This window comes from Pauljensenia sp. C0170B5 (assembly GCF_056590195.1).
Genome location: NZ_JBWPVR010000010.1, coordinates 14,779 through 39,727, shown reverse-complemented (window position 1 = coordinate 39,727; position 24,949 = coordinate 14,779). Strand labels below are relative to the sequence as shown.

Here is a 24,949-nt window from a genome sequence, read left to right as displayed (position 1 = left end):
TGGACGAGGGTGGCTCGGGCTTCCTGAGTCGAGCTCGTCGGAGTGGAGGATGGTGGTGCCTACTTTTTGTGAATGCGCTTGGCACTGGTGCGCCACGTGGGTGTGGTACTGACGCGCGTGTGGTGAGGCTCGCGAGCTGTGTGCTCAGCTTTGGGCGTTGAAATCGAGTCGATGAGCTGGCTGACAGCGGTTGCCGTCATGTCCTGCAGTGGCCACATCACCGTGGTCAGGCCCATGGAATTGTCTTCGTGCGCATTGTGATCGCCGAAGCCGATGACGGACAGATCGTTGGGGACATGCTTACCCAGGTCGCGTGCAGCGGAGAAGACGCCCGGTGCCTGTGTGTCATCAGCGCACCATACTGAATCAATGTCGGGGTGGGCGGTGAGCATGCGCATGCAGGCCTCGTACGAGTCGTGAGCACTCCAGGTGGGCAGGGAGAGAAACTCTGCGCGGTCCTGGAAATGCTCGAGGACAGGTACCTGACGGAAGTGGTTGATGTTGGGGCCTGCAAGGTAGAGGGCCCGTGACGTGTCCGTGGCGTCGAGGTCGCTGAGGATTTCCCGGACTCCTGTTCCTTCATCAATGCTGACGAGGCCCACTCCGCCGAAATGGTTCGAGGTTTCAATCATCGACATCCACATCACTGGAATGTCGAGCTGGCTGAGCAGGGGGCCAACGAACTGCTGGGTGGAGGTGGTCTCGCAGATTGCACCTGCCAGTTGAATATCGGAGAGCACCGATTGAATGAAACGGCGGTTGGCGGCATCGCCCTCAGGTTGGAAGAGCGGCAGAAGAAGGTAGCCGCGACGTTGAACCTCAATCATGGCTGTGGTCAGTACTTTGTGGACGACCGGCACGAACGGGTCTTCCGGCAGTTCAGCCATGATCAAAGCGATGATGTTGGTGGATCCTCGCCTCAGTGATCGTGCCGCAGCGTTGGGGACGTAGTTCATTTCACGGGCGACGTTCGTGACGTGCTCGATCGTAGCTGGTGCAATCTTGACTTCGTGCCCGTGGCCGTTGAGTATAAGAGAGACGGTGGATGGTGCGACGCCTGCTTTCCGAGCGACATCAGCCCGAGTTGTCCGTGTCATGGTGAATTCCTTCAAGAAAAAGTACCGCGAAGTCAGCCAGAGCGACGCAGCTCTGAGCGGTAACACAGTAACTATATCGTGTTAGTTCTGGAAAAGATATTTGGGTATTGGCCCTTTCGTGGATGTGCTGTATGAAGCTGGATTGACGTGGCCTGGCCGGAGTGTGGACTATCGTCTGGATACGCAGGGCGTCGATGCGTACAGCTGGCCGAACGCGCGGGAATTGCATCTGATTTTGAGGTGCCAGAGTGTGTGGTATGAGGTTTCTTACATTTGTGATCGACGGTGAGAAACGGTGGGTGGGTGCGGGGTGTGTCGCTCACGATATTTCCGATCGAAAACGTGCGGAAACGTGATGAGCGTTAAAGTCTGACGTACCGGTTTTGTCGCCGGTCGTAATCAAAGTGAGATCTTTGGGGTTAGTGAAAACCGTAAAAATGTCTTATTCTTTCACTGTCACCTAACACGAGATAGTTAGAGAGACGTCAACCGGCACGCAGCCGGCTGGCTTTCTTCTCGACCAATGGAGGTCTTTAAATGAGATTGACACGAGCAACACGCGGCGCCCTTGGGGTGCTTGCCGTTTCATGCCTGTCATTAACAGCGTGTGGAGGCGGAGCTGAAGAGAGCGGAACATCATCAGCCAGTGGCATCCCAACGCCCGACGTTGCCTGCGACATTCCAGAAGGCAACGTTGACGGCAGCGTTGTTGACACTTCGAAAGTGGAAGGCGAAATCACCTTCCAGACACAGGGCCTGCAAACCGATTTCGCCGACTTCTTCCAAGCCAAGATCAAGGAATTCGAAGAGGCAAACCCGGGGACCACCATCAAATGGACCGACCAGGGCGGAGGTACAGACTTCGACCAGGCCATCACATCCCAGGCAACAAACTGCAAGATGGCAGACGTCGTCAACGTGGCATCGTCATCCATCCTGGCGCTGTCCAAAGCCAATTTGCTGATGGACTTTGACGTCAAAGCACCCCAGATCGGTGACAAGTTCGTTGAAACCATCTGGAACTCAACGAACCTCGGCGCTCAGGATCATCACACCGCGCTGCCCTGGTACTTCGGCCCCTACATCACCACATACAACAAGGACGTCTTCCAACGTTCCGGACTGGATCCGGAAAAGGCGCCCTCGACAATGGACGACCTGCTGGACGCGGCAGCCAAGGTGGGGGCAGCCGGAAACGGCGACTATGGCATCTACGGATCACCAGACTGGTACCTGGTTGCGCAGCTGCATGGAATGGGCGTGCAACTGCTCAACGATGACCACACTGAGTTTGACTTCGCAGATAATGCAGATGCAGTCCGATACGTCACCAAGATGGCGGAACTGTACAAGACCAACGCCATCCCGAAAGACTCCCTGACCGGCGAGCCCGACCCGTCCAAGGCCTATTCCAATGGAAACCTCGCATTCGGCACTCCGAACGCCTCGTTCCTGAAAGCCATTAAAGACAACAACCCGCAGGTCTACGAAGCAACAGGTGTTGGCCCGTTCCCAACAAACGAAGGTATCAAACCTGTCTATGAAGGCCAGTACGTCGGCATCTCCGTGACCACCCAGAACGCGCCGCTGGCGATGAAATGGGCCGAGTTCATCACGAACGCCGAAAACGAATACGCCTGGGCACATGACGGTGGAGCAATCGTCTTCCCGGCTGCTACCGAGGCACTCGACAAGATTATGGAAAACCCGCCGGAGGTTGCACAGGATCCTGTCTTCAAGGCTGCATATGAACAGGCCGCAAATGCCGCTAAAGACGCAGAAGCATACTTGGACGTCTTCTACGTCACCGGTTCAGTTCAGAAAGCACTGGTCGACAACGTCAACCAGGCCATCCGCGGCGAAGTCAGCCCAGAGGATGCACTGAAGACTGCTCAAGAACAAATGAACCAGCTGCTGGACGATCTGAACTCCTAATTATCCGGAACCAGCGAAGCGTGTGTGGGCTTATTCAGGTCATCACATGACCACCATGAATAAGCCCACACCGCCTGACGCGGTCCACTTTTACGAACGAAGCGTACCCAGAGTGATGGAGGATAGCACTCATGGCGACTCAGAAGAAGACAAGCGCGCGTAGTCTCAATGGCGCAGCACGGTTCCGAAAATGGTGGGTGCCGTGGCTGTGGGTCACAATCCCCGTGCTGTGTATTATCACTTTCTATATCTACCCATTCATCAACACGGTCGTGACGTCCTTCACCAAGACGAAACCACTTGGCAGGCTCGGACGCTTCAACGGAATTGACAATTACGCGCACATTTTCTCCGACCCGGTGTTCTGGGAAGCCACACGCAACTCCGTGATCTACGCGCTGTGCGTTGTTCCCCTGATGGTGCTGCTGCCGCTGCTGCTGGCACTGCTGGTGCGCCAACACGTGCCGGGAATCGGCTTCTTCCGTGCCATCTACTACGTGCCGGCGATCTGCTCGCTTGTCGTCATCTCACTGGCGTGGCGATACATCTTGGACCAGAAAGGCCCGCTGAACTCCTTTTTCGAAGGTATCGGGCTGATCCAGTCGCCCATTCCCTTCCTGTCCAACGAGTGGCTGATCCTCATCTGCGCAATGATCATCACCTTGTGGCAGGGGTTGCCGTACTACATGATCCTGTATCTGGCTGCATTAACCAACGTTGATCAGTCTTTATACGAAGCAGCCGAAATTGACGGTGCAGGCAGCGTCCGCCGCTTCCTGACGGTCACCGTGCCGGGCGTGCGGGTCATGATGTACCTGGTCGGTGTCCTGTCGACGATCGGATCACTGAAAATCTTCACCGAGGTATATCTGCTGGGCGGAACGAACTCGCCCACACAGACCCTGACCATGTATATCCGTAACCGAATCATGGACCCAACGTTTGGATCACTGGGACAAGGCGACGCCGCTTCGGTGTTCCTGTTCCTGATCACATTCGGATTCATCATTGCCTCACAGAGGCTGCAGAACAAGGCGGAAGCATAATGACTCATTCACCCATGCACGCACCTGTCGCGACTGCGCCTCACACCAGCAAACTCAGCGAGTACCGCCACCGCCGCAAACTTGAACGCCAGAGCCGCCAGGTCGCATCCCGGCAAATACGCGGGTGGCGCCTCGTTGGACGCTACGCGGTCCTCATCATTGTGGCGTGCCTGCTGGTCGGCCCACTCTTGCTGCCTCTGCTTGTCGCATTCAAAGCCCCAGGTGAGCCCGTCTTCGGCCAGGGGGCAACGCTCTTTCCGCAGGACTGGTCGCTGGAATCCTTTGCGCGCCTGTTTGAGCGCACCAACATTTTGCTGTCCATCCGTAACTCGGCAATTGTGGCAGCGCTGCTGGTGACATCCAACATGGTGCTCTCATGCCTGGGCGGCTACATGTTGTCCAGGCGCGGATGGACAGGGCGAAACATCATGTACTTCGTGGTGTTGTCGGCAATGATCTTTCCGCTTGAATCCATCATGCTGTCCCTGTTCTCAATGATGGTGCACGTCGGACTGTACGATCATCTGCTGGGAGTGTGGCTGCCAATTCTTATTGGCCCATTCCAGATCCTTCTGATGCGCGCGGCCTTCATGGGAATCCCAGACGAGATCGAAGACGCAGCACTGATCGATGGTGCAGGCGAGTTGCGTCGTTTCTGGACGATCTTTCTGCCCCAGGTTCGCGGCACCCTAACGGTTGTCGGCCTGACAAGCTTTATCGGCGCGTGGTCTGACTTCCTGCTGCCACTGATCATGCTGCCCAGCCCGAAGAATCAGACACTCATGGTGACCCTGTCAGCCATTCAGAATTCCCCGCAGGGCACGAGCTACCAGTTGGTTCTGGCCGGAGCGGTCGTCGCCCTCGTGCCGGTTGTTGTGGTCTTCATGTTTTCTCAGAAGTACTTTTTCCGCGGCATTGAAGCAGGCGGCCTGAAGTTCTGAGCTTCATCTGACCCGGTTCGTCCCGGAAGGGATGCTGCGGCGGACGCGGATTTGCCGGGCCCGTTGAGCAAGCCGGTTCGCACTCAAGCTGCACGTGAATCACAGGTTCACGTGCAGCTTCTTCTTTCCGCCACGATCGAGGCAGCCCGCGCGTGAACGACGACATCTGCGGCTCTTCGTGCGAGCCTTTGCGATACGTCGTGTTGAGTGTTCCCCGGGGTGTGCGGGCACGGACTTTCCTGCCCCGCCCCATGTGTCGTTTACGACGAACCATGGACGAGGGCGACTACGGTCGCAATTGGCTGGCCTGCATGAATGCTCCGAGGGGTCTCCCACTGTCGGGCGAGCGCGCCTCGAGATCGACAGGAGGGGCACATGGACGGTACGGGCGGTCAGCGTCGCATCTGCAGCACGCTTCTTCCCGCTCCCCAGGTTCGAATTCGGCGGCGCTACGCTGTGCTGCAACAGCATGGGGCCAGTATCGTTGCTGGTCAGCGCGTAGGTGGCGGTGCCTACCCTGCTGAAGGCGCGTCGAGTTCGAACCTGGGGGGATGAAAGAAAAGGGGGAGAAGGGCGAGAGAGGAAAAGCAACCATGGGTGCCGCACGGCGCATGGATACGACGAAACACGGGGCGAAAGAAGGCCCTCGTTTAAGAAGGGGTGCTTCCTTAAACGGGGGCCTGACCGTTCACAGTCGAAGCCGAAGACGGCCCCGATGTGCGGCCAACCTATCGTCTGACAGCAAAGGAACGCCTGCGTGCAGCGTAGATGCTGACCGCTCCTGCCCCGAGAACCATCAGAGAAAACGGAATCACCTGTGCTGATGCACCCGAGTGCGCCAGGAAGCTCCCTGAATTGGTGCTCGATTTGCGCTGTTGATCGGACGACACGCCGGTGGTCGCAGGAAGGGATTGCGCAGAGCCATCGCTTTGTGATGACTGGGCTCTCTGGCTGTCAGCAGACTGCGGATCGGTCTGCGTGCCCTGGTCGGCAGTCGGAGACTCGCCGACCCAGTACAACAGGCGAGCCTGACCGCCACCGATATTGGACAGCGTCACCGTTAAATCAGAATCTGCGCTGCGAGACTGCGTCAATGGCGCGGGCTGAGCTTCAAAAGTGTTCGGATCAACCATCATGAGTTTCGCGTTGTCAAAAGGTTTCTCCACATGCAGTGTGACGTCCTGAGCGGTTTGCGCATATGAGCCGTCATCGGTTCGGGTGCTCAAGCCGTAAGAAGGCCAACGCGTTGTGCCGGTCAGAGCATTGACCACCATGAAAGCGCGCGGATCCTGAGTGGTCTTGCCAAAGATCTCCTCGGTCTTCGCGGCATCAAGCCCGGGCAGCTTCTCAAAGTAACCGACCACAACATCGCCCGGTTTACCGTCATTGACCGTTCCGGTATTGGTGACGTCCATTCCGGTGATGCCAACCGCCTTATTGGCGGCCTTGCCGTCGCCCTCGCCAAATGCTCCCAGTGCGTAACCCGATACGTTGGGTGCCTGAGGACGGTCCGCGTACTCACCGGCGTTGATGCCAACGTATGTTGAGTTCAGAGCAACTGCGTACTTGCCCAGCCCAGTCAGGTCCTTGAAAATTCTGCTGAATTCGTAGAAGGAGCGGGTAGGCGCGCCATCCTGATCGATGATCGAGGAGCGATCGTAGCCGTTGTATTCCATACGGAACAGCCCAAACCACTTTTGACCGGTGGCAAGACCGAGCGAAGGGACGACGGCTTTTTGAGACTCGGACACGTTGGCGTCCCAGTTGTAGTCCAGATACTGGCCGTACAGGATCGGGCTCGTACCGTCACCAGTAAGACCGGCGAGGGCGGCCTGACGCTGAGTCTTCCACATATTGTTGCCCAGCATGTCGTGAACAACGCTCGAGGGTGCCGACCCCCAGTTGGATCCGTAGTAATAGGTATCCCACGACAGCAGATCAGGCTGAGCGTTTTGCACGTAATACTCCATGTTTGCCGGCTGGCCCCAGTCAGCTGCGTTGTACTGGTTGGAGTGCACGACGGCTCCCGGGATGTTCTCTTTTGACCATTCGAACCATCGGCCGAATGCGTCAGACTCGGCGTGGCTGAAGCCGCCCTCGTCACCGTACTGAATGTCGATCAGGGTGTCGGCGTAGGGCTTCATCGCATCGGTGAGGAAAATGTGAGGCTCGCCGGCGTCCTGAATGCCGTTGCCGCCAGCTGGAGCCTTGGCGAATGCCCAGGGGGTTCCCTCGCCAATCTGTTCCATCACGGGAGTGTTGAACAAAGGCATGTCATAGAACATCGGGAATGCGCCGCCGGTCAGACGTGATTCGCGTGCGTCGAATGCGCCGCGACCGTAGCCTTCGGAGGGAATCCAGGCTGGCAGCATCACGCCGTATTGCAGCGCCAGAGTCTGAGCGCGGTTCACGCCCCACTTTCCGTCGCCGGGGTCAAAACCGCGATAAATGTCAGAGTGCTCGTTGGGTGCAATCTCGGGAGGCGTATGACCGGCGGGCAGACCCCACACCTCGGCTTCGTACACCGACATGCCTGTTGCCTGGTTACCGGGATTTCCTGGCTGCTGCTGCGGCTCAGTAGCGGTGTTGAGCCACACGCGGATGTGTTTTGCCTGGTGGTACTGGTTGAAGTCCCAGTACCACAGTCCGCCAGAATCACGGGTCAGTGAGGCATGCGTGATGATGGTCTGCCACGGGGCGCCGTCATCGGCTTGAACAGCAATCGCAACGGAAGAGCCGCCGTGCCAGCCGGGCGCATTGGCGGGCATCTGCGGCCAGCCCCATGCGCTCACGCGGTGCACGTAGCGCGGCTGGTCAAGATCGAGTTGGAAACCAGTGGTGTTGTCGCTCCACTCGTCGCTCTTCTTCAGAGGGGAAACTGTCCACCCGGTGGCCATGTTCTGATCGGTCAGCGCACTGATTTCCGCTTCACTGCCTCCATTGATGGTGGCGGCGGCATCGATCAGGACATTCCCGCGGAAATCGGTGTTGTGTTTCGTGACGTTGACAACGTAGGTAGCGCGTTGCCCTCCTGCTGTGATGGTCGCCGTGAAGGCGTTCATGCCTTCGCGCACCACGAGGTTGGATACGCGTCCGTCGCTGTCCGCCGGTAAACCGTTAACGCTGACGGAAGCAGTGGGATCAGCAGGACGGACGCGGATTGAAATCTGATCCGTGTGATAGTAGGCGTGTGCGATGTATGTATGAGTGGCCGGATCGAATGTGACAGGTTCGCCTGGCTCCCCAAAGGGAAGCTGGTCAACGAAGAAATCGGCGGCAAGGTTGTCACCGCTTCCTTCGCCCGGATCAGTGAACTGAGGCTGGCAGGGGATCAACTTGAGATCGGATCCTGACATGCCTTTCTTGTCCTCTGCCACTGCGCGCAGACCCACCAATGAAAAGGCCTGTGCTTTCGTGGGCGGAAATGAAATGGTCTGGGGATCGTTGACTCCTTTGAGTGCTCCGCGTGACAGGAGTGTGCCTGCCTCCATGGTGGAACTGTCCAGTCCCTGTTTCCAGGCGTTGAAGGCTTCGTCACCGCCTTGCCGCGGATTTGTCGGGGCAGATTCGAATGAATACAGCTGGAATGAACCGGGCGCATTTCCGGCTCCTTCGACTGCGCCATATGTGGGGCGCGCAGTGTATTGAACGCCGCACAGCTCCTGGTCAGGTCTGGGATTGGCGAAGGCCAGTGCGTGTGGGAAGTCTTCCTCGGTGCCTTTCCACTGGGATGTCCAAAATGACACGTCCTGGGCAGCTTTCCCTGAATCGTCATCTACCAGTGCAGATATCGGCCCGTTTGGAGCAACTTCGCCCTGAGTTTCTTCAGACGTTGCCCACAACATGGTGGGATGATACGGAGCCAGCGATGAGTCCGGGGCAGCGTATGTCGGCACTGATCCCACCACACTGATTCCCGCGCACAAGGCAGGCACCGTGAAAAGGGCGGCGATCCGATGCGTCTTTGCCATAACGGTCTTCCTTAAATCGGTGAATAAAAACGCATATCAGGCTCAGCACAGAACCTGATACAAATCACTACGCAAACGGTCACAACCACTGTGCTCGTCACGTAGGCCACAATACTAACACGTGTCAGTTGTGGTGGGTAATCCCGATGGACAGTGCGCCACCGTCAGCCAAGACCATTGGTGTGGCAGCAGTGTGCGCCGCCGGCCGCCCTCGTCGGGCACGAAAATCTGAACGAAGCGCGCGCCGGGCAACGCGGTGGGCCACGTGCAATGAGGAATTGCCCACAGTGAGGGAATAACTTTGACCAGGGTGCCTCCAGGTCGATAGACTTAACGACGCTGTGCGTTAGCGCTACTTGGGGCTTTTCCCACTCGCCCGGTATGTGCCAACGACTCGCGCGAACCGAATCGCAATGCGAGCAAGCGTTCCACCAATAAGTGGTGGTGATGTTTGCTCTTAGATCGAAAGAATTGAAGGTTACGCCCGTGCGCACCTATTCACCCAAGCCGGGGGACACTGAGAAGAAGTGGTACGTCATTGACGCTACCGGTGTCGTCCTTGGTCGTTTGGCGTCTCAAGTCGCCGCCCTCCTTCGTGGGAAGCATAAGCCGACGTTCGCTCCGCATATGGATCAAGGCGATTACGTCGTCGTCATCAACGCGGACAAAGTCGTGCTGACTGGTAACAAGCTGGACCAGAAGATGGCCTACCATCACTCGGGTTATCCGGGTGGCCTGCGGGCTACCAGCTACCGCCAAATGCTTGCCGAACATCCGGAGCGCGTCGTGGAAATTGCCGTTAAAGGCATGCTTCCTCACAACTCACTCGGCCGTCAGCAACTGCGCAAGCTGCATGTGTACGCAGGCAGCGAGCATCCGCATGCCGGCCAGACGCCAGAGAAATTCGAAATCACCCAGGTCGCCCAGTGAGCGCGTCGCGCTTCTGAGCCCACGAACTGCACTGAGGAGAACTGTGGCTGACACCACGCAGATCGAAGAGCTGGACGAAGAAACCGTCCCCAGCTCATACACAACTGAAACCGCAACAGCACCTCAAGGCGCTGGCCAATCCGTGACCGCACCTGGCGCGGGACTTGGTCGCCGCAAGGAAGCTGTTGCTCGAGTCCGTCTGATTCCCGGCACCGGCCAGTGGAAGGTCAACGGACGCACACTGGAGGACTACTTCCCGAATAAGCTGCACCAGCAGCTCGTGAAGTCTCCTTTCACACTGCTCGACCTTGACGGCCGTTTCGACGTCATCGCCCGCATCAACGGCGGTGGCATCTCCGGCCAGGCAGGCGCTCTGCGACTGGGCATTGCGCGTGCTCTCAACGAGATCGACCGCGAAGCAAACCGTCCGGCTTTGAAGAAGGCTGGCTTCCTGACCCGTGACGCACGCGCCACGGAGCGTAAGAAGGCCGGCTTGAAGAAGGCCCGTAAGGCGCCTCAGTACTCGAAGCGTTAATCGGTTTTCTTTCCTGCTGATCGGGTTCGAGGGGGTCCGCGCGAGTCGCCGTTTAATCGGGTGCGTGAAGCGATCCGAAGGAACCTGAGCTGGCTCGGTGCACGTGCATGGTGCGAGCGTTGAAGATGAAACGTGTAGCGCAAGGCACGGAGCTGAGCCAGTGAGCACAAAGTCATCACCGAAGGGGTGAGGTGGGCACGAGAGTGCCTGTCTCACCCCTTTCGTGCTGGTTCCGAATGGCTCGTGAGCAACTGTGCAAAAAGTTCGAATATCGCGGGCAAACTCGAACAGGACCGTAAATCAACCAGAGGTTCGCGTCGCGACGGATTAGGCTGTGTGCAGATAATGCTCGTGCGGTGGCCCAGCAAGAAGTGAGCTGCCGCCCGTGAAAAGAACGAAACAGGAGCAATGTGATGCCGCGACTATTTGGAACTGATGGGGTGCGCGGGCTGGCCAACGGCGAGCTCACCGCACAGCTTGCTTTGGAACTGGGTGAAGCAGCGGCTCGGCATATTGCTGGTGGTCCGAAGAAAAATGGCGACAAGCCTCGAGCGATAATTGGCCGTGATACGCGTATTTCCGGCGAATTCCTCGATCATGCAATTTCGGCTGGCTTGGCGGCATCAGGTATGGACGTCACGCGCATTGGCGTGGTGTCCACGCCGACAGTGGCACATCTGACAGCGGCAGAAAATGTTGACCTCGGCGTCATGATTTCCGCCTCACACAATCCCATGCCGGATAACGGCATTAAGTTTTTTGCCCGGGGCGGCTTCAAACTGGCTGACTCGGTCGAAGACGGCATTGAGAAACTTCTCGGCGCGGACTGGGATCGCCCAACAGGCGCTGCAGTCGGTGAGGTCCACTACGACGATGATTGGGCCAAGCACTCCTACATTGAGCACCTCGTCACCTCTGTCGGCTCTGATCTGCATGGCGTGCGAATCGCAGTGGACTGCGCGAATGGCGGCGCCTCTGACATCGGGCCACAGGCCCTGCGTGAGGCCGGCGCCGACGTCGTGGTCATGAACTCATCACCTGACGGGCGCAACATTAACGATAACTGCGGTTCAACGCATCCCGAGCAGATTCAGGCGGTGACCGTTGCATCAGGTGCGGACTTCGGCGTCGCCTATGATGGCGATGCTGACAGATGTCTAGCCATTGATCGCCGTGGCAATTTGATTGACGGCGACAAGATAATGGGCGCCCTTGCCCTCGCCATGCACGAGGCGGGCGAACTTGACCACGACACACTGGTCGTCACCATCATGTCGAACCTTGGCCTGAAACTTGCAATGGAGAAAGCTGGTATCACCACTGTTCAGACGGCAGTGGGTGACCGCTATGTCCTCGAAGCAATGATTGAGGGCGGGTTCGCGTTGGGTGGTGAGCAGTCCGGACATGTCATCGCGCGCCATCATGCCACGACGGGGGATGGTGTTTTGACGTCAATGTTGCTGGCTCGCCTCGTGCATGAAAGCGGTCGCGATCTGGCTGATCTGACCGCGCCGATCGAACGCTTGCCACAGACTTTGATCAACGTGTCCGGCGTGGACAAGGCTCGCCTCCATGACGATCAGGCGTTGGCCGACGAGGTTGCCGTTGCTGAGAAGAAGTTGGGGGAGACGGGTCGCGTGGTGATGCGCCCATCCGGTACCGAACCGCTCGTCCGTGTCATGGTTGAAGCGGCCAGTGAGGATGAGGCTGACAGGATTGCGCAGCACCTGGCCGATGTGGTGCGTGATCGCCTCGCACTGTAGACGGCCCTGAGTTGTAGCGGTCTTCAGGCCTGGGGGAGCAGCTGGTTGTGCGGTGCTGGAGCGAGAGCACTGGTTCTGCTGCCTTAGGCTGACTAAGCTGGACTAACTGCGCTGGAGAATCGGTGGTCGTCTGACCGTAATGAACTGGAGGTGCGGGGGTAGCCGTGCCAGATTCGTAGCGCTGCCACTTCGGGCGCTGCATCACGCGCTAGCCATCTGCGCATCGGGGCGCGTCTGAGTGCCGTCAGTGGCGCAGCCTCATTTCTTACCGCTGTCCCTGTCTGCCTCGCCCGCCCCGTCCCCCAGGTTCGAATTCGGCGCCCGTCTTATTGCCGAGGGTGACTTGCCTCGGCGCTGAACTGCATCAATAGCTGCAGTATCTGTCCGTGCCTGGCCAAATGCGTGCCGAGTTCGAACCTGGGGGAAGGACAGGTGGATGAACGCACGTTGAGTTCGAACCTGGGGAACTGGGGGAGGACGGTACGGATGGTAGAGCTCGACTGGCTCAGATCCTAACCGGAGCGAGGGGTGCTATTCCTTGCGCAGATGAAGGGATTCGACCCGGTGATCGGCGCCCTTGGTGAAAATCAGCGTGGCGCGTTCGCGTGTCGGCAAAATGTTCTCGTACAGGTTCGGCAAGTTGATAGCGTGCCACACCATCCGAGCAGTGGCCTCTGCTTCAGAATCACTCAAGCCCGCATAGGTCCGGAAGAAGGAATCCTCACGTTGGAAGGAGGTCGAGCGAAGCTGCGCGAATCGGTCGACGTACCACTGCTCAATGTCATCCTCACGCGCGTCCACGTAGATGGAGAAATCAAAGTAGTCTGATACCGCTAAACCGAGGCCGCCAGGATGGGTACGAGGCGGCTGTAACACGTTCAGCCCTTCAACGATCAAGACTTCCGGATGCTCGATCGTGGTGAACTTATCGGGACGAATATCGTATGTGACATGCGAATAAACAGGAACCTGCAGAGGGGAAATGCCCGCCTTCACCGACGCGACAAAGTTCAGCAGTGCTCCGCGGTCGTACGATTCAGGGAATCCCTTACGTGCCAGGATTCCTCGCTCTTCCAAGACCGCGTTGGGCAAAAGGAAGCCATCTGTGGCCACCAGGTCGACCCGAGGCGTGTGCGGTGATCGCGACAACAGGAGCTGCAACAGGCGAGCAACAGTGGATTTGCCAACCGCAACCGACCCAGCGATACCGATGACGAAAGGTGTCACAGGCGCATCCTCTTCGAGGAAGTCGGCCCGTGCGCGTGCCCGCAGATACCGTCCTTGTATGTAGACCTGCAACAGCGCGCACAACGGCCGGTAAATGGCGTCAACCTCGTTCATGTCGATGGGATCGCCCAAGGATGCCAGCTGTGAGATGTCCTCGTCGGTCAGCGGCAGGGGCGTGCGCGCGGCCAGTTTTTTCCAGTGCTCACGGCTAAACGATGAAAATGGGCCTTGTGCTCGGGCGGACTCGTCATTAAAGATCACGGCGCCATTGTCCCCTAATACAGCGGTCCAATGCAGGGATTTGACGTGAATGTGGCGGTCTGTGAGCAATCTTGGATGCGCTGGTCGCGTGGCTCCGATCACGAGGACCCGATGGTCATGCCCTGCGAGCGCTCACAACTGCCTGTCCTCTTGCGTCCGTCTTGCACCCACATACCTAACGGCCAGCTGGAAAATCAGCGCGAAGCCGACGCAATACTCGACTTGCACCCACATGCCTGCCGGCCAGCTGGAGCAAGACGACGCGGGCCGATCCCCACTGCCATGCATCCCACTCATGGCACGCGAGTCGACGCCACGGGCGTCAAAAACTCCCGATCGCCCCCTGCGTGTGTTGAAATGTCTAATATGTGTGGAATTGTTGGATACGTGGGGGAAGTCCCCTCCCAGCGCCCGCTTGACGTTGTCATGAAGGGCCTGGCAAATCTGGAATACCGCGGGTACGACTCAGCTGGAGTCGCACTCGGATCGGCCGACCGGCCCAAACCCACAGTCATCCGCGCGGTCGGAAAATTGTCCCAGTTGCGTGCGCAGATTGACAGTCAGCGTCCCGACGATGCTATTGAGGCGATCGGCCATACCCGCTGGGCAACACATGGCCAGCCGAGCGTTGCCAACGCACACCCGCATACATCCGCGGATGGGGAAGTCGCCCTCGTCCATAACGGAATTATCGAAAACGCCGACGCATTACGAACGCAGCTTGCCGCAGCGGGCGAAACCTTTGAATCCGACACCGACACCGAAGTTGTCGCGCACCTCATCGGGCGTCTGTACTCCGGATTGCCCATTGACGAGGGAGGTGTCGGCACCTCGGCTGACCGCGTGGCAAGTACATCCACCGCGCCGCGCTGGTCGGAAGATCTGACAGGCGTACCGGCAGAACAACGCGATGGTGCGCAACGCCTCGTGGGCGCCATGCGCGCGGCAACTGAGCAGATCAGCGGCACGTTCACTCTGCTGGCGATCTGTGATGATGCACCGGGCGTGATCGTGGCGGCACGACGCTCATCGCCTCTGGTGATCGGACTCGGTGAAGGGGAGAACTTCCTCGGCTCCGACGTGCTTGCTTTCAGCGAATTCACTACTGATGTCATCGAAGTGGGGCAGGACCAGCTCGCCCTTGTCACCGCGCAGCACGTGACGATTATTGACCAGGATGGCGCTGTTACCGAGCCGAAGAAGCTGGAAGGTGACTACTCGCGTCGACCGGTGACAAAAGAAGGCTTTGGCACGTTCATGGAAAAGGAAATCCATGAAGAACCCGGAGCGGTTGAGCAGACACTGGCCGGGCGGATGGATGCCTCAGGCAAATTGTCGTTGGATGAACTGCGCATTCCGGAAAGCGTACTGCGCAGCGTGGACAAGATGATCATTGTTGCCTGTGGCAGTGCTGCTCACGCCGGGCAGGTGGCGCGATATGCGATCGAGCATTGGTGCCGCATCCCCGTGGAAGTCGAGCTGGCTCACGAGTTCCGTTATCGCGACCCGGTTGTGTCCGAAAAGACGCTTGTTGTCGCCATTTCTCAGTCGGGGGAAACGATGGATACCATCATGGCGATTCGTCACGCCCGCGAGCAGGGCGCCCGCGTGATCGCACTGGTCAACACGCCTGGCTCCACGATTTCTCGTGAATCAGACGCTGTGCTGCTGACACATGCCGGCCCGGAGATCGCGGTTGCCTCCACGAAGGCGTACACCGCGCAGATCGCAGCGACGTATATTTTGGGGCTGTATCTGGCGCAGGTGCGCGGCAACAAGTACCCCGATGAAATCGCAGATTACATGGACAAGCTCTTTGCGATTCCCTCGAAAATCAGCACGATCATCAGCGGCTGGGACCAGATTCGCGACGTTGCGCGTTCGTTGACCGATGTCGAATCGATGATCTATCTGGGCCGCCACGTCGGTTTCCCCACCGCCCTTGAAGGTGCGCTGAAACTGAAGGAACTGTGCTACATCCACGCCGAAGGGTTCGCCGCCGGCGAGCTCAAGCATGGCCCGATTTCACTGATTGAAGATGGGCAGATCGTGGTGGTGGTTCTGCCCACGCCTCGCCGCCCCGAACTGCACCGCAAAGTGGTCTCCAATATTCAGGAGGTGCGCGCTCGCGGCGCTCGGACATTGGTGGTGGCCGAGCAAGATGACCATTCGGCTGACGAATGTGCAGATGTGATCTTCCGGATCCCGCCCGCTCCCACGTTGTACGCACCACTTCTGACGGTGATCCCACTCCAGATTTTGGCCTGTGAACTGGCAGGCGCGAAGGGGCTGGATGTCGATCAGCCGCGCAACCTGGCCAAGTCAGTGACCGTTGAATGATGCATGACGCTGATGACGTGACAGCCTATACACCTGAGGTTGTGCGCGAAGCTGAAGCGGTGCATGTGGATCGTGCCTGCCGCGAGGATGACCCCGACCGGCTCATGCGCAAGGCAGCTCGCGGCGTGGCTGATGCAGTGCTGGAGATGTGTCCGGCTGACGGGGCAACGGTGCGGGTCACAGCGTTGGTTGGCGGCGGAGACAACGGTGGAGATGCCCTGTATGCCCTGTCTTATGTGGCCTTGTCAGAAAGCGTTGGCGCGGCGGTCGCCCTCGTCATATCGGACCACCCACACCCTCGTGCCCTTGAAACAGCACGCCAGGCCGGTGCGCGCATAATTTTCGCATCGATGGACGAGGGGGACCTATGCGCGGATCTACCGCCAACCGACATCTGGATCGACGGGTTGTGCGGAACGGGACTGAAGGGTGCGTTGCGCGAACCGCTCGCTCGACTCGTGGACGCCGTCAATGAACAGGTGCAGAAAACTGGTGCGCTCGTCGTGGCGGTGGATGTGCCAACAGGGGTGGGGAGCGCTGATGGAGCGTGTCCGACCCATGCAGTTCATGCGACGCGAACTGTCACGATGGGTGCGCTGAAGACTCCACTGGTACTGCCTCCTGCGTGCTACCGCGCAGGAAGTATTGACGTGGTGGATCTGGGCCTTGCCGCTGATCTGGAACAAGCTGGCAGTGGCGGCAGGGGACTTGCTGGGGACCTTTCGCAAGCCGATAGGGCTGCTCGGCCTGACGAGTACACTCAAGGCGAATTCGATGCCCGACCACACGCGACGGTGCGTGTGCTGACATGCGCGGATGCTCGAAGATGCATGCGCGCCCCTGGCCGCCTCGATCACAAGTACACACGCGGTGTTGTGAGCATCTGCAGCGGATCCGAAACCTACCCGGGAGCCGGAGTGCTCGCCGTCAGCGGCGCACATGGCGTGGGTGTTGGGATGATTCGCCTTGATTCGACCGCCTCGGTGCGTACCCTTGCCCTGATGAGGTTTCCCGACATCGTGTGCGGCACCGGATGCGCGCAGTCAGTAGTTGTCGGATGCGGAATCGATGACGAGCGCTTGAGCCATGCCCGAGATGTCATCATTGACACGCTGAACCAGCACCTGCCGACGGTCATTGACGCGTCAGCATTACCTCTGGTGGTGGAGCTGAGTGAGACATGTGACATGTCCTCAGCAGTGCTCACACCCCATGCGGGGGAGGCAGCGACATTGCTTGATGCGCTGACTGACCGTTCGCCCAGCCGTACTGACATCGACTCCTGCCCTGCTCATTGGGCAGCTGAGCTGGCGCGCGCGAGTGGGGCGACCGTCGTTCTCAAAGGCGCAACAACGGTAATCTGTGCGATTGACGAGGGCGGTCTACCGCTGCTTGCGGTCAACGCTGAATCGTGTGGCTGGACCGGTGTGGCCGGCTCAGGAGATGTTCTGGCTGGCGTGATCGGTGCAGTGCTGGCTAATCCACAGTGTGCGGTCGATACAGCGGCTCGCCGCGTAGGAGCAGTGGGCGCTGCGGTGTGGCTGCACGCGCAGGCAGGGATCCAAGCAAGCGGTGCGCGCAGCACGCGTACCAGTCCATCCGACACGCGCAGCGATGCCGAGGACGTCGCTAAACTCCGCGAGGCCAAGAACCCGAGCAGACCGATCGGCCAGGACCGCGCACACCATGGGGTGATCAGCACATTCGGTGGGGGACATCCAATCGGTGCAGCCGACATTGCTGCGGCAATCAGCCCTCTCGTCGGCACTGTACTGCAACGGCCGACGGCCTCGTGAACAGCTCTTATAACGCAGCGCACAGTCGCGTGAATATGTACCGGCGACCAGCAGTGCAATACTAAAGGCGTGTTGTTGAACGAATCAGTCGGTGAATGTGACTCCATCGCAGTGGAAGAGTACCCCTCCCGCGCTGTCATCGACCTGGGTGCCATCGAGCATAACGCTGCCGTTTTGCGCCAGGATGGTCCCACGTGTCAACACATGGCGATCGTGAAGGCAGATGCCTACGGGCACGGGCTCGCTCAGGTCACATTGGCAGCAGCCCGCGTTGGATTCACCTGGTTTGGCGCAGCCCAGCTGGCAGAGGCGCGGCGCGTGCGAGCCGTCCTCGACCGGGCAGGATACTCGCGCGACGACGTCCATATTCTGACGTGGCTCGGCCCCAGCGACACCACGTGGCGCGGCGCGATAGATGATGACATTGACGTGTCCGTGTCGGTAGTGTCCACACTCGCCCGTCTGGCAGCCAGTGCCCGGGAGGCCGGCAAGACTGCACGCGTCCACGTCAAGATCGACACCGGAATGTCCCGAGCCGGAGCCACCCTGTCAACGCTGCCGGCCCTGGCGTCAGCATTGGCGATGAGTGTCCAGGACCAGACGGTTGATGTCGTTGCAGCCTGGACACATCTGGCTCGCGCCGATGAAGACTCCCCGGAAGGACTGAGCGCCACTGCCACTCAGCTGGACCGCTTCGACGCCGGCCTGGAGATTCTGGCCGACGCCGGGATCCACCCACGTATCCGCCACGTCGGTGCAACCTCCGCGATCCTGTGGCATGAGCGCGCATGCTTCGACATGGTGCGCGACGGTATCGGCCTGTATGGTCTGAGCCCCAACCCCGCTCAGCGCACCGCTCGCGACCTCCACTTCAGGCCTGCCATGCGCCTGGAAGCAAACCTCGAGATGATCAAGATTGTCGAGGGGGATCAGGCCGTCTCCTATGGAGGTACATGGACAACACCTGGGCCACGATGGCTCGGTTTAGTGCCGATCGGCTACGGCGATGGAGTACCTCGCGCGGCTTCGAATGCGGGGCCAGTCAGCGTGATTACCCCGACGGGCACCATCCGTACCCACGCGGTCGGCCGGATCTGCATGGACCAGTTCATGATCGACCTTGGACCGGTGAGCGACGCTGAAAACGCCCAGCCTGGCGAACAAGGACCCGATCTTGGCCAATACCATGAGCCACCCGCACCGGTTGGCAGTCGAGTCATTCTGTTTGGAAACCCGGATGATCCCGACACGCCGGACGTTCCACTTGCCGACGAGTGGGCTCAGGTTGCAGACACCATCAACTATGAAATCGTGACGCGTATCGGGCCGCGTGTACCCCGCGTGTATATCCCGGCCACTGCACGCCCATAACGAAAGATCGTGGAGATGACTCAGGTTCAGGAATCGACAATTCACGTCACCAGCGCCGACCATACGCGAGCCATTGGCAAAGCGTTGGCCAGCACACTGCGCGCAGGCGACGTCATCATGCTCAACGGCCCATTGGGTGCGGGAAAAACCACGCTGACGCAGGGGATTGGGCAGGGACTGAATGTGCGTGGCCACGTCACGTCTCCGACATTTACCGTCAGCCGTATCCACCCGCCGTTGGACGAGGGCGGGCTCGCCCTTGTCCATGCTGATGCCTACCGCATCACCGACCTGGATGATCTGGAAACCGTAGACTTGGACTCCACTACGCAAGACACGGTCACGGTTATCGAGTGGGGCGAAGGCAAGACCGAGCAGTTGTCGGATGATCGGCTGGAAATCGTGATCGAACGCGCCGAAGGAACCGCTGCCGGCGGTGACGATGAGGGCACAGATGCTCACTTAGGCCGTCAAACAGATGCTCACTGCGGCTGTCAGGCTGATGAGGCAGATGTTCACGCCGATGGCCAGACGCATCACGATGTGATCGACCTGGAAGATATTGACAGTGGCGAACGCACGCTGACCTTCATTTTGCATGGAACCCGCTGGGCTGGCGTACTCGATGACCTGGATGAAAAGGCTCGGGCGCTCGCAGGACTGGACGCGCCCACCACTGACTTACACGACGAAGTAGGATCCCACCGTGACTGACCTTTGTATTGACACCTCCGGCGCTACCGCCATCGCGCTTGTCCGCGAGGGTGAACCAACGCTGTATGCCTCCAATGACTCTGCTCGCCACCATGCCGAATCCATTGCGCCACTCATCCACCAGGTGCTGGCCGAAGCAGGTATCGAAGGGCCTTTGAACTCGGACGATATCGATGCCGTTATCGTGGGAACCGGTCCGGCACCCTTCACAGGTTTGCGAGCCGGCTTGGTCAGTGCACGCACCATTGCGCGCGCAGCCGGCATCCCTCTGTACGGTGTGTGCTCCCTGGACATGATTGCCCGAGCCGGCCTGGACCTTTTGCCACCAGATCAGCGTGTGATCGTGGCGACGGATGCTCGCCGTCATGAAATGTACTGGGCACAGTACGAAGCTCAAGGTCCCGACGATGTAGCCACCATCACCGAGCCGACGGTGGGGCCAGTGCGCACGTTGGCGAACGAACTGCAGGCCAGCGCCTCCATGCTGGTGACCACCGGAACACTTCCGTCTTTCGCTGAGGAAGCTCTTTCAGCCGTCCAGACAGTGCCTGTGACTCCCTTCGATGTGTCCGTGGCCAGCCGAATTGTCCGCTCCCGCCTCGAACGCGGCTTAGAGGACACACTGGACACGCAGCCCCTGTACCTGCGCCGCCCCGACATCCACGGACAGCGTCCCGAACGCATGTAAATGGCCAATTCGCCTGACAGTGCGCCCGCGCACGACACCAGTGAGCAGGTCCCCCTCGTCAATTTTCGACCCATGGGCGAGGGCGACGCTGCCATCATGGAAACCCTCGAACGCGACATTTTTGCCGAAGACCCGTGGACCAGCACCATGATCGAACAGGAACTGCGTGCACCCGGACGGTTGTACCTGCTCGCTCAGGCTGGCGGATCTGAGAAGTCTGCGGCGGAACCCGTGGGATACGGCGGAGTGCGGATTGGTCCTGACGCCGACATCATGACGATCGGTGTGACCCGCGCGTGGCGCGGCCGAGGGATTGGGCGCGAACTGCTCAATCGGCTCATGGAGGGCGCCTGGTCGGCTGGTGCTGAACGAATTTTCCTGGAAGTACGTTCGTCGAACGTCGCTGCCCAGCGCCTTTATGAGAATGCAGGGTTCGATGCAATGGGACGAGTCCCTCGCTACTTCCATCACCCGCTCGAAGATGCCATCACGATGCGCGCACTCGCCGCTAACCGGGACTTCCGTCATATTTGAAAGTTATGGGTTGCCTAATTGCGTGGTTCGCAGTGGGCGCCACACGGTCGCTGCTGTGGTGACAACGCGGAAACGGCCGGTAGCGCGAGGCGACGCAGGCGCGAAAATAAGCCAAAAACGCCCTCCTCAAGGTAGGAAGGGCGGAAAAATGGGTGGCGGTTTGGGCGTGATGGCCGTGTCAGGTCGATAGGCTAAAGCCATGGCCACGAAAACTGTTGTGACGAAGAAGCGACATGCGTGGACCACGTCAGTGTTCATGAAACAACTGATGGCGGTCTCCGGTCTGGTCTTCGTAATATTCTTGCTGTTCCACTCGTACGGCAACCTGAAAATGTTCCTCGGTCAAGAGGCGTACGATCACTACGCCCACTGGCTGAAGGGTGAAGCGTTCGTTCCAATCTTCCCTTACGGCGGATTTATCTGGGTATTCCGCGCTGCAATGATCCTCTTCCTGGTCATTCACGTTGCATCCGCCGCTCACGTCTGGCTGCGTTCACGCCGAGCACGCCCCACACGCTACGTCGTCAAGAAAGACGCGGCAGTTGCGTATGCGGCACGCACCATGCGCGTGACGGCAGTATTGCTGCTGATCGGCATCGTCTTCCACATCCTGCATTTCACGATGGGTGTGGTGCGCACCGGCTTCGCCCTCGAGAGCACGCCTTATGAGCGAATGGTTGCGACCTTCCAGAATCCGTTGATGGTATTGGTGTATGTCGTGTTCGTAGGCGCTGCCTGCCTGCACGTCAGCCACGGCTTCTGGTCGGCATTTCAAACCCTGGGGTGGGTGCGCTCCAACACCCGCAAAGTCATGGTGATTCTGTCAGGGCTCATTGGCGGCCTCATCTTTGTCATGTTCATGGCTCCTCCGGTTGCCATCGCGGTTGGCATGATCTCCTAGTAGGTAAGGCACAGATACAAAATGAGTGAGACATTAATAGCAGGCTTGTATCGCGAGGGCGACGCCATTGCCGACACGAAAGCGCCTCTGGACGTGCCCTTGTCACAATGCTGGGAGCAGCGGAAATTCTCCGCAGCCCTCGTCAACCCTGCAAACCGACGCAAACTCCACGTCATCATCGTGGGAACCGGTCTGGCGGGCGGCGCCGCTGCCGCGTCGCTGGGCGAAATGGGCTACCACGTCGACGTGTTCTTCTATCAGGATTCCGCCCGTCGAGCACACTCCATTGCTGCTCAGGGTGGCATCAACGCGGCAAAGAACTACCGCAACGACAACGACTCGGTTTACCGGCTCTTCTACGACACGGTCAAGGGTGGTGACTACCGCGCCCGTGAAACAAACGTGTATCGACTGGCAGAAGTCAGCGCCAACATCATTGACCAGTGTGTCGCGCAGGGCGTGCCGTTCGCACGCGAGTACGGCGGTCTTCTGGACAACCGCTCCTTCGGGGGTGTGCAGGTATCCCGTACGTTCTACGCACGTGGCCAGACAGGTCAGCAGCTGCTGATCGGTGCCTACCAGGCGCTGGAGCGTCAGGTTGCGGCAGGAACCGTCATCGAGCACTCACGTCATGAAATGGTCGAACTGATCGTCTCTGACGGCAAGGCTCGCGGCATCGTCGCTCGCGATATGACCACCGGCGAGCTGGAACCGTACGTGGCTGACGCAGTCGTGTTGGCGACCGGCGGATACGGCAACGTGTTCTTCCTGTCAACCAACGCAATGGGCTGCAATGCAACCGCCATCTGGCGTGCACACCGTAAGGGCGCATACTTCGCGAACCCGTGCTTCACGCAGATCCACCCGACCTGTATTCCTCAGCATGGCGATCAGCAATCCAAGCTGACACTGATGAGTGAATCCCTGCGAAACGACGGTCGCATCTGGGTGCCGAAAAAGAAGGAAGACTGCAAGAAGGATCCTCGCGAGATTCCGGAGGAAGATCGCGACTACTACCTCGAACGCATCTACCCCTCATTCGGTAACCTCGTTCCCCGCGATATCGCGTCGCGCCAGGCGAAGAACATGTGCGACGAAGGTCGCGGTGTCGGACCTGAGATTCAAGGCGTGGCCCGTGGCGTGTACCTGGACTTTTCAGAAGCCATCGAGCGTATGGGGCGCGAAGCCGTCAGCGCCAAGTACGGCAACCTGTTCGACATGTACGAGCGCATCACCGGTGACAACCCGTACGACGTTCCGATGCGTATTTACCCGGCAGTGCACTACACCATGGGCGGCCTGTGGGTTGACTACGACCTCGAGTCGAACCTCGATGGTCTGTACGTGGCAGGTGAAGCGAACTTCTCCGACCACGGTGCTAACCGACTGGGTGCATCGGCACTGATGCAGGGCTTGTCAGATGGCTACTTCGTTCTGCCCAACACCATCAACGACTACCTGGCGCGCGCTTTCGGCCTGCCGAAGCTTGACGAGGCCAGCCCGGACGTTGTGGCAGCGATGAAGGAAGCACAGGACAAGATCGATCGCCTGATGGCAGTGGGAGGCAACCGCTCGGTGGACTCCTTCCACAAGGAACTCGGCCACATCATGTGGGAATACTGCGGCATGGAGCGTACCGAGGAAGGCCTGCGCAAGGCGATCGATATGATCCGTAAGTTGCGCCAGGACTTCTGGGCAAACGTGCGTGTGCCCGGACGGTCAGTCGGAGAACTCAACCAGTCCCTGGAGCGCGCCGGTCGCGTCGCTGACTTCATGGAGCTGGGCGAGCTCATGTGCGTGGATGCGTTGCACCGCGAGGAATCGTGTGGCGGCCACTTCCGCGCAGAGTCCCAGACACCCGAGGGCGAGGCACTTCGTCACGACGACAAGTTCCTGTACGTCGCCGCTTGGGAGTGGACCGGTGAGGGGCAGCCCCCAATCCTGCACAAGGAAGATCTGATCTACAACAACATCGAGCTGAAACAGCGGAGCTACAAGTGAACCTGACATTAAGAATCTGGCGCCAAAACGGGCCCGAGGACCCCGGTGCCATGCACGAGTACGAAGTCCGCGGAGTATCCGAGGAATCCTCATTCCTCGAAATGCTCGACATTCTCAACGAAGAACTCTTCGAACGCGGGGAAGAACCGATTGCATTTGACTCGGACTGCCGTGAAGGCATCTGCGGTCAGTGCGGCCTGGTCATCAACGGCATCGCTCACGGACCCGAGGTGACGACCACATGTCAGCTGCACATGCGTCACTTCAACGATGGCGACACCATCACCATCGAGCCGTGGCGTGCCAACGGTTTCCCGGTTATTCGCGACCTGGTCGTGAACCGTTCTGCTTTCGACCGCATCATCCAGGCTGGCGGCTACATTTCCGTCAACACGGGTGCTGCGCCGGATGCGCACGCCACGCCGATCCCGAAGCAGGATGCAGACAAGGCGTTCGAAGCTGCTGCCTGCATTGGCTGCGGTGCGTGTGTGGCTGCATGCCCGAATGCATCGGCCATGTTGTTCACCTCCGCGAAGGTCACGCACTTGAACCTGCTGCCGCAAGGTAAGCCGGAGAACCTCAAGCGCGTCAACGCGATGCTTAACCAGATGGACGCTGAAGGCTTTGGCGCTTGCACCAACATCGGCGAGTGCGCGGCTGTCTGCCCGAAGCAGATCCCGTTGGATGTGATCTCCACGCTGAACCGTCAGCTCGGAAAGGCACTGTTCAAGGGGTTGTAAACTTCGAGGACCTGTCACCCATGGGGCAGTAGCCCCGACAGGTGCCAGAGTCTTGCAGTTGGGGGCGGGAGCCAAGTGAAAACTTGGCTCCCGCCCTTCATGCTGCCGCCCTCGATCCTGTCACCTACGCTGACGCTGCTGTCTGTGCTTTCCCTTCT

General features: G+C 59.2%; 18 protein-coding genes. 15 read left to right on the top strand and 3 right to left on the bottom strand.

What is annotated here, in order from left to right; genetic code table 11:
• Positions 1-59: 59 nt before the first annotated feature.
• The gene (locus AC1EJZ_RS09750; protein ID WP_480294754.1) at positions 60-1,097 is read right to left on the bottom strand and encodes a LacI family DNA-binding transcriptional regulator; all 1,038 of its coding nucleotides are present in this window, start codon (positions 1,095-1,097) and stop codon (positions 60-62) included.
• Positions 1,098-1,634: 537 nt separating this feature from the next.
• Here AC1EJZ_RS09750 and AC1EJZ_RS09745 point away from each other — a divergent pair.
• From AC1EJZ_RS09745 to AC1EJZ_RS09735, 3 genes are all read left to right on the top strand, one after another.
• Positions 1,635-3,032 (top strand): extracellular solute-binding protein, encoded by a 1,398-nt coding sequence (locus tag AC1EJZ_RS09745; protein ID WP_058237138.1) that lies wholly within the window; start codon positions 1,635-1,637, stop codon positions 3,030-3,032.
• A gap of 131 nt (positions 3,033-3,163) precedes the next feature.
• Positions 3,164-4,078: a carbohydrate ABC transporter permease gene (locus tag AC1EJZ_RS09740; RefSeq protein WP_058237137.1), complete on the top strand. Its 915-nt coding sequence runs from the start codon at positions 3,164-3,166 to the stop codon at positions 4,076-4,078.
• Positions 4,079-4,092: 14 nt separating this feature from the next.
• A complete protein-coding gene (locus AC1EJZ_RS09735; protein WP_480294762.1) occupies positions 4,093-5,019 on the top strand; it encodes a carbohydrate ABC transporter permease in 927 nt (308 codons plus the stop codon).
• A gap of 728 nt (positions 5,020-5,747) precedes the next feature.
• Here AC1EJZ_RS09735 and AC1EJZ_RS09730 read toward each other — a convergent pair.
• A complete protein-coding gene (locus AC1EJZ_RS09730; protein WP_058237134.1) occupies positions 5,748-8,990 on the bottom strand; it encodes a cadherin-like beta sandwich domain-containing protein in 3,243 nt (1,080 codons plus the stop codon).
• A gap of 486 nt (positions 8,991-9,476) precedes the next feature.
• On the opposite strand from AC1EJZ_RS09730, the gene rplM reads away from it, so the two are divergent.
• The 3 genes from rplM (at position 9,477) to glmM (ending at position 12,218) form a co-directional block, all read left to right on the top strand.
• Positions 9,477-9,920, top strand: coding sequence for a 50S ribosomal protein L13 (gene rplM, locus AC1EJZ_RS09725; RefSeq protein ID WP_058237133.1), 444 nt, complete (start codon positions 9,477-9,479; stop codon positions 9,918-9,920).
• A gap of 43 nt (positions 9,921-9,963) precedes the next feature.
• Positions 9,964-10,455, top strand: a complete 492-nt coding sequence (gene rpsI / locus AC1EJZ_RS09720) for a 30S ribosomal protein S9 (RefSeq protein ID WP_058237132.1) — start codon at positions 9,964-9,966, stop codon at positions 10,453-10,455.
• Positions 10,456-10,868: 413 nt separating this feature from the next.
• Positions 10,869-12,218, top strand: a complete 1,350-nt coding sequence (gene glmM, locus AC1EJZ_RS09715) for a phosphoglucosamine mutase (RefSeq protein ID WP_058237131.1) — start codon at positions 10,869-10,871, stop codon at positions 12,216-12,218.
• A gap of 531 nt (positions 12,219-12,749) precedes the next feature.
• On the opposite strand, the gene coaA is transcribed toward glmM, so the two are convergent.
• Positions 12,750-13,703, bottom strand: a complete 954-nt coding sequence (gene coaA, locus AC1EJZ_RS09710; RefSeq protein ID WP_070726995.1) for a type I pantothenate kinase — start codon at positions 13,701-13,703, stop codon at positions 12,750-12,752.
• A 369-nt stretch (positions 13,704-14,072) separates the two neighbouring features.
• Between coaA and glmS the strand changes: the two genes are divergently transcribed.
• The 9 genes from glmS (at position 14,073) to AC1EJZ_RS09665 (ending at position 24,791) form a co-directional block, all read left to right on the top strand.
• Positions 14,073-16,046 carry a glutamine--fructose-6-phosphate transaminase (isomerizing) gene (gene glmS / locus AC1EJZ_RS09705; RefSeq protein ID WP_480294753.1) on the top strand — a complete coding sequence of 658 codons (1,974 nt, stop codon included), beginning with the start codon at positions 14,073-14,075 and terminating at the stop codon, positions 16,044-16,046.
• Between the two features lie 17 nt (positions 16,047-16,063).
• Entirely contained in the window at positions 16,064-17,842 is a 1,779-nt protein-coding gene (locus tag AC1EJZ_RS09700; RefSeq protein WP_480294751.1) for an NAD(P)H-hydrate epimerase, read from the top strand.
• A gap of 75 nt (positions 17,843-17,917) precedes the next feature.
• On the top strand, positions 17,918-19,213 hold the full coding sequence (gene alr / locus AC1EJZ_RS09695) for an alanine racemase (RefSeq protein WP_227469333.1): 1,296 nt from the start codon (positions 17,918-17,920) through the stop codon (positions 19,211-19,213).
• A gap of 15 nt (positions 19,214-19,228) precedes the next feature.
• The gene (tsaE, locus tag AC1EJZ_RS09690) at positions 19,229-19,927 is read left to right on the top strand and encodes a tRNA (adenosine(37)-N6)-threonylcarbamoyltransferase complex ATPase subunit type 1 TsaE (protein ID WP_480294749.1); all 699 of its coding nucleotides are present in this window, start codon (positions 19,229-19,231) and stop codon (positions 19,925-19,927) included.
• Positions 19,920-20,615 carry a tRNA (adenosine(37)-N6)-threonylcarbamoyltransferase complex dimerization subunit type 1 TsaB gene (gene tsaB / locus AC1EJZ_RS09685; protein WP_480294748.1) on the top strand — a complete coding sequence of 232 codons (696 nt, stop codon included), beginning with the start codon at positions 19,920-19,922 and terminating at the stop codon, positions 20,613-20,615. The genes tsaE and tsaB overlap by 8 nt, the downstream gene beginning before the upstream one ends.
• Complete coding sequence (gene rimI / locus AC1EJZ_RS09680) at positions 20,616-21,149, top strand: ribosomal protein S18-alanine N-acetyltransferase (RefSeq protein WP_227469332.1); 534 nt, start codon at positions 20,616-20,618, stop codon at positions 21,147-21,149. It begins immediately after the preceding gene.
• 199 nt (positions 21,150-21,348) lie between these two features.
• On the top strand, positions 21,349-22,050 hold the full coding sequence (locus tag AC1EJZ_RS09675; protein ID WP_058237127.1) for a succinate dehydrogenase cytochrome b subunit: 702 nt from the start codon (positions 21,349-21,351) through the stop codon (positions 22,048-22,050).
• A gap of 21 nt (positions 22,051-22,071) precedes the next feature.
• Positions 22,072-24,051 (top strand): fumarate reductase/succinate dehydrogenase flavoprotein subunit, encoded by a 1,980-nt coding sequence (locus AC1EJZ_RS09670; RefSeq protein ID WP_480294747.1) that lies wholly within the window; start codon positions 22,072-22,074, stop codon positions 24,049-24,051.
• Positions 24,048-24,791, top strand: coding sequence for a succinate dehydrogenase/fumarate reductase iron-sulfur subunit (locus AC1EJZ_RS09665; protein ID WP_058237125.1), 744 nt, complete (start codon positions 24,048-24,050; stop codon positions 24,789-24,791). The genes AC1EJZ_RS09670 and AC1EJZ_RS09665 overlap by 4 nt, the downstream gene beginning before the upstream one ends.
• The last annotated feature ends 158 nt before the right edge of the window (positions 24,792-24,949 follow it).

Coding starts and splice junctions, on each gene's coding strand:
- AC1EJZ_RS09745 (WP_058237138.1), top strand. CDS start 1,635: ATGAGATTGACACGAGCAACACGCGGCGCCCTTGGGGTGCTTGCCGTT.
- glmS (WP_480294753.1), top strand. CDS start 14,073: ATGTGTGGAATTGTTGGATACGTGGGGGAAGTCCCCTCCCAGCGCCCG.
- rimI (WP_227469332.1), top strand. CDS start 20,616: ATGGCCAATTCGCCTGACAGTGCGCCCGCGCACGACACCAGTGAGCAG.
- AC1EJZ_RS09675 (WP_058237127.1), top strand. CDS start 21,349: ATGGCCACGAAAACTGTTGTGACGAAGAAGCGACATGCGTGGACCACG.
- glmM (WP_058237131.1), top strand. CDS start 10,869: ATGCCGCGACTATTTGGAACTGATGGGGTGCGCGGGCTGGCCAACGGC.
- AC1EJZ_RS09670 (WP_480294747.1), top strand. CDS start 22,072: ATGAGTGAGACATTAATAGCAGGCTTGTATCGCGAGGGCGACGCCATT.
- AC1EJZ_RS09750 (WP_480294754.1), bottom strand. CDS start 1,097: ATGACACGGACAACTCGGGCTGATGTCGCTCGGAAAGCAGGCGTCGCA.
- tsaE (WP_480294749.1), top strand. CDS start 19,229: ATGACTCAGGTTCAGGAATCGACAATTCACGTCACCAGCGCCGACCAT.
- AC1EJZ_RS09730 (WP_058237134.1), bottom strand. CDS start 8,990: ATGGCAAAGACGCATCGGATCGCCGCCCTTTTCACGGTGCCTGCCTTG.
- AC1EJZ_RS09735 (WP_480294762.1), top strand. CDS start 4,093: ATGCACGCACCTGTCGCGACTGCGCCTCACACCAGCAAACTCAGCGAG.
- AC1EJZ_RS09740 (WP_058237137.1), top strand. CDS start 3,164: ATGGCGACTCAGAAGAAGACAAGCGCGCGTAGTCTCAATGGCGCAGCA.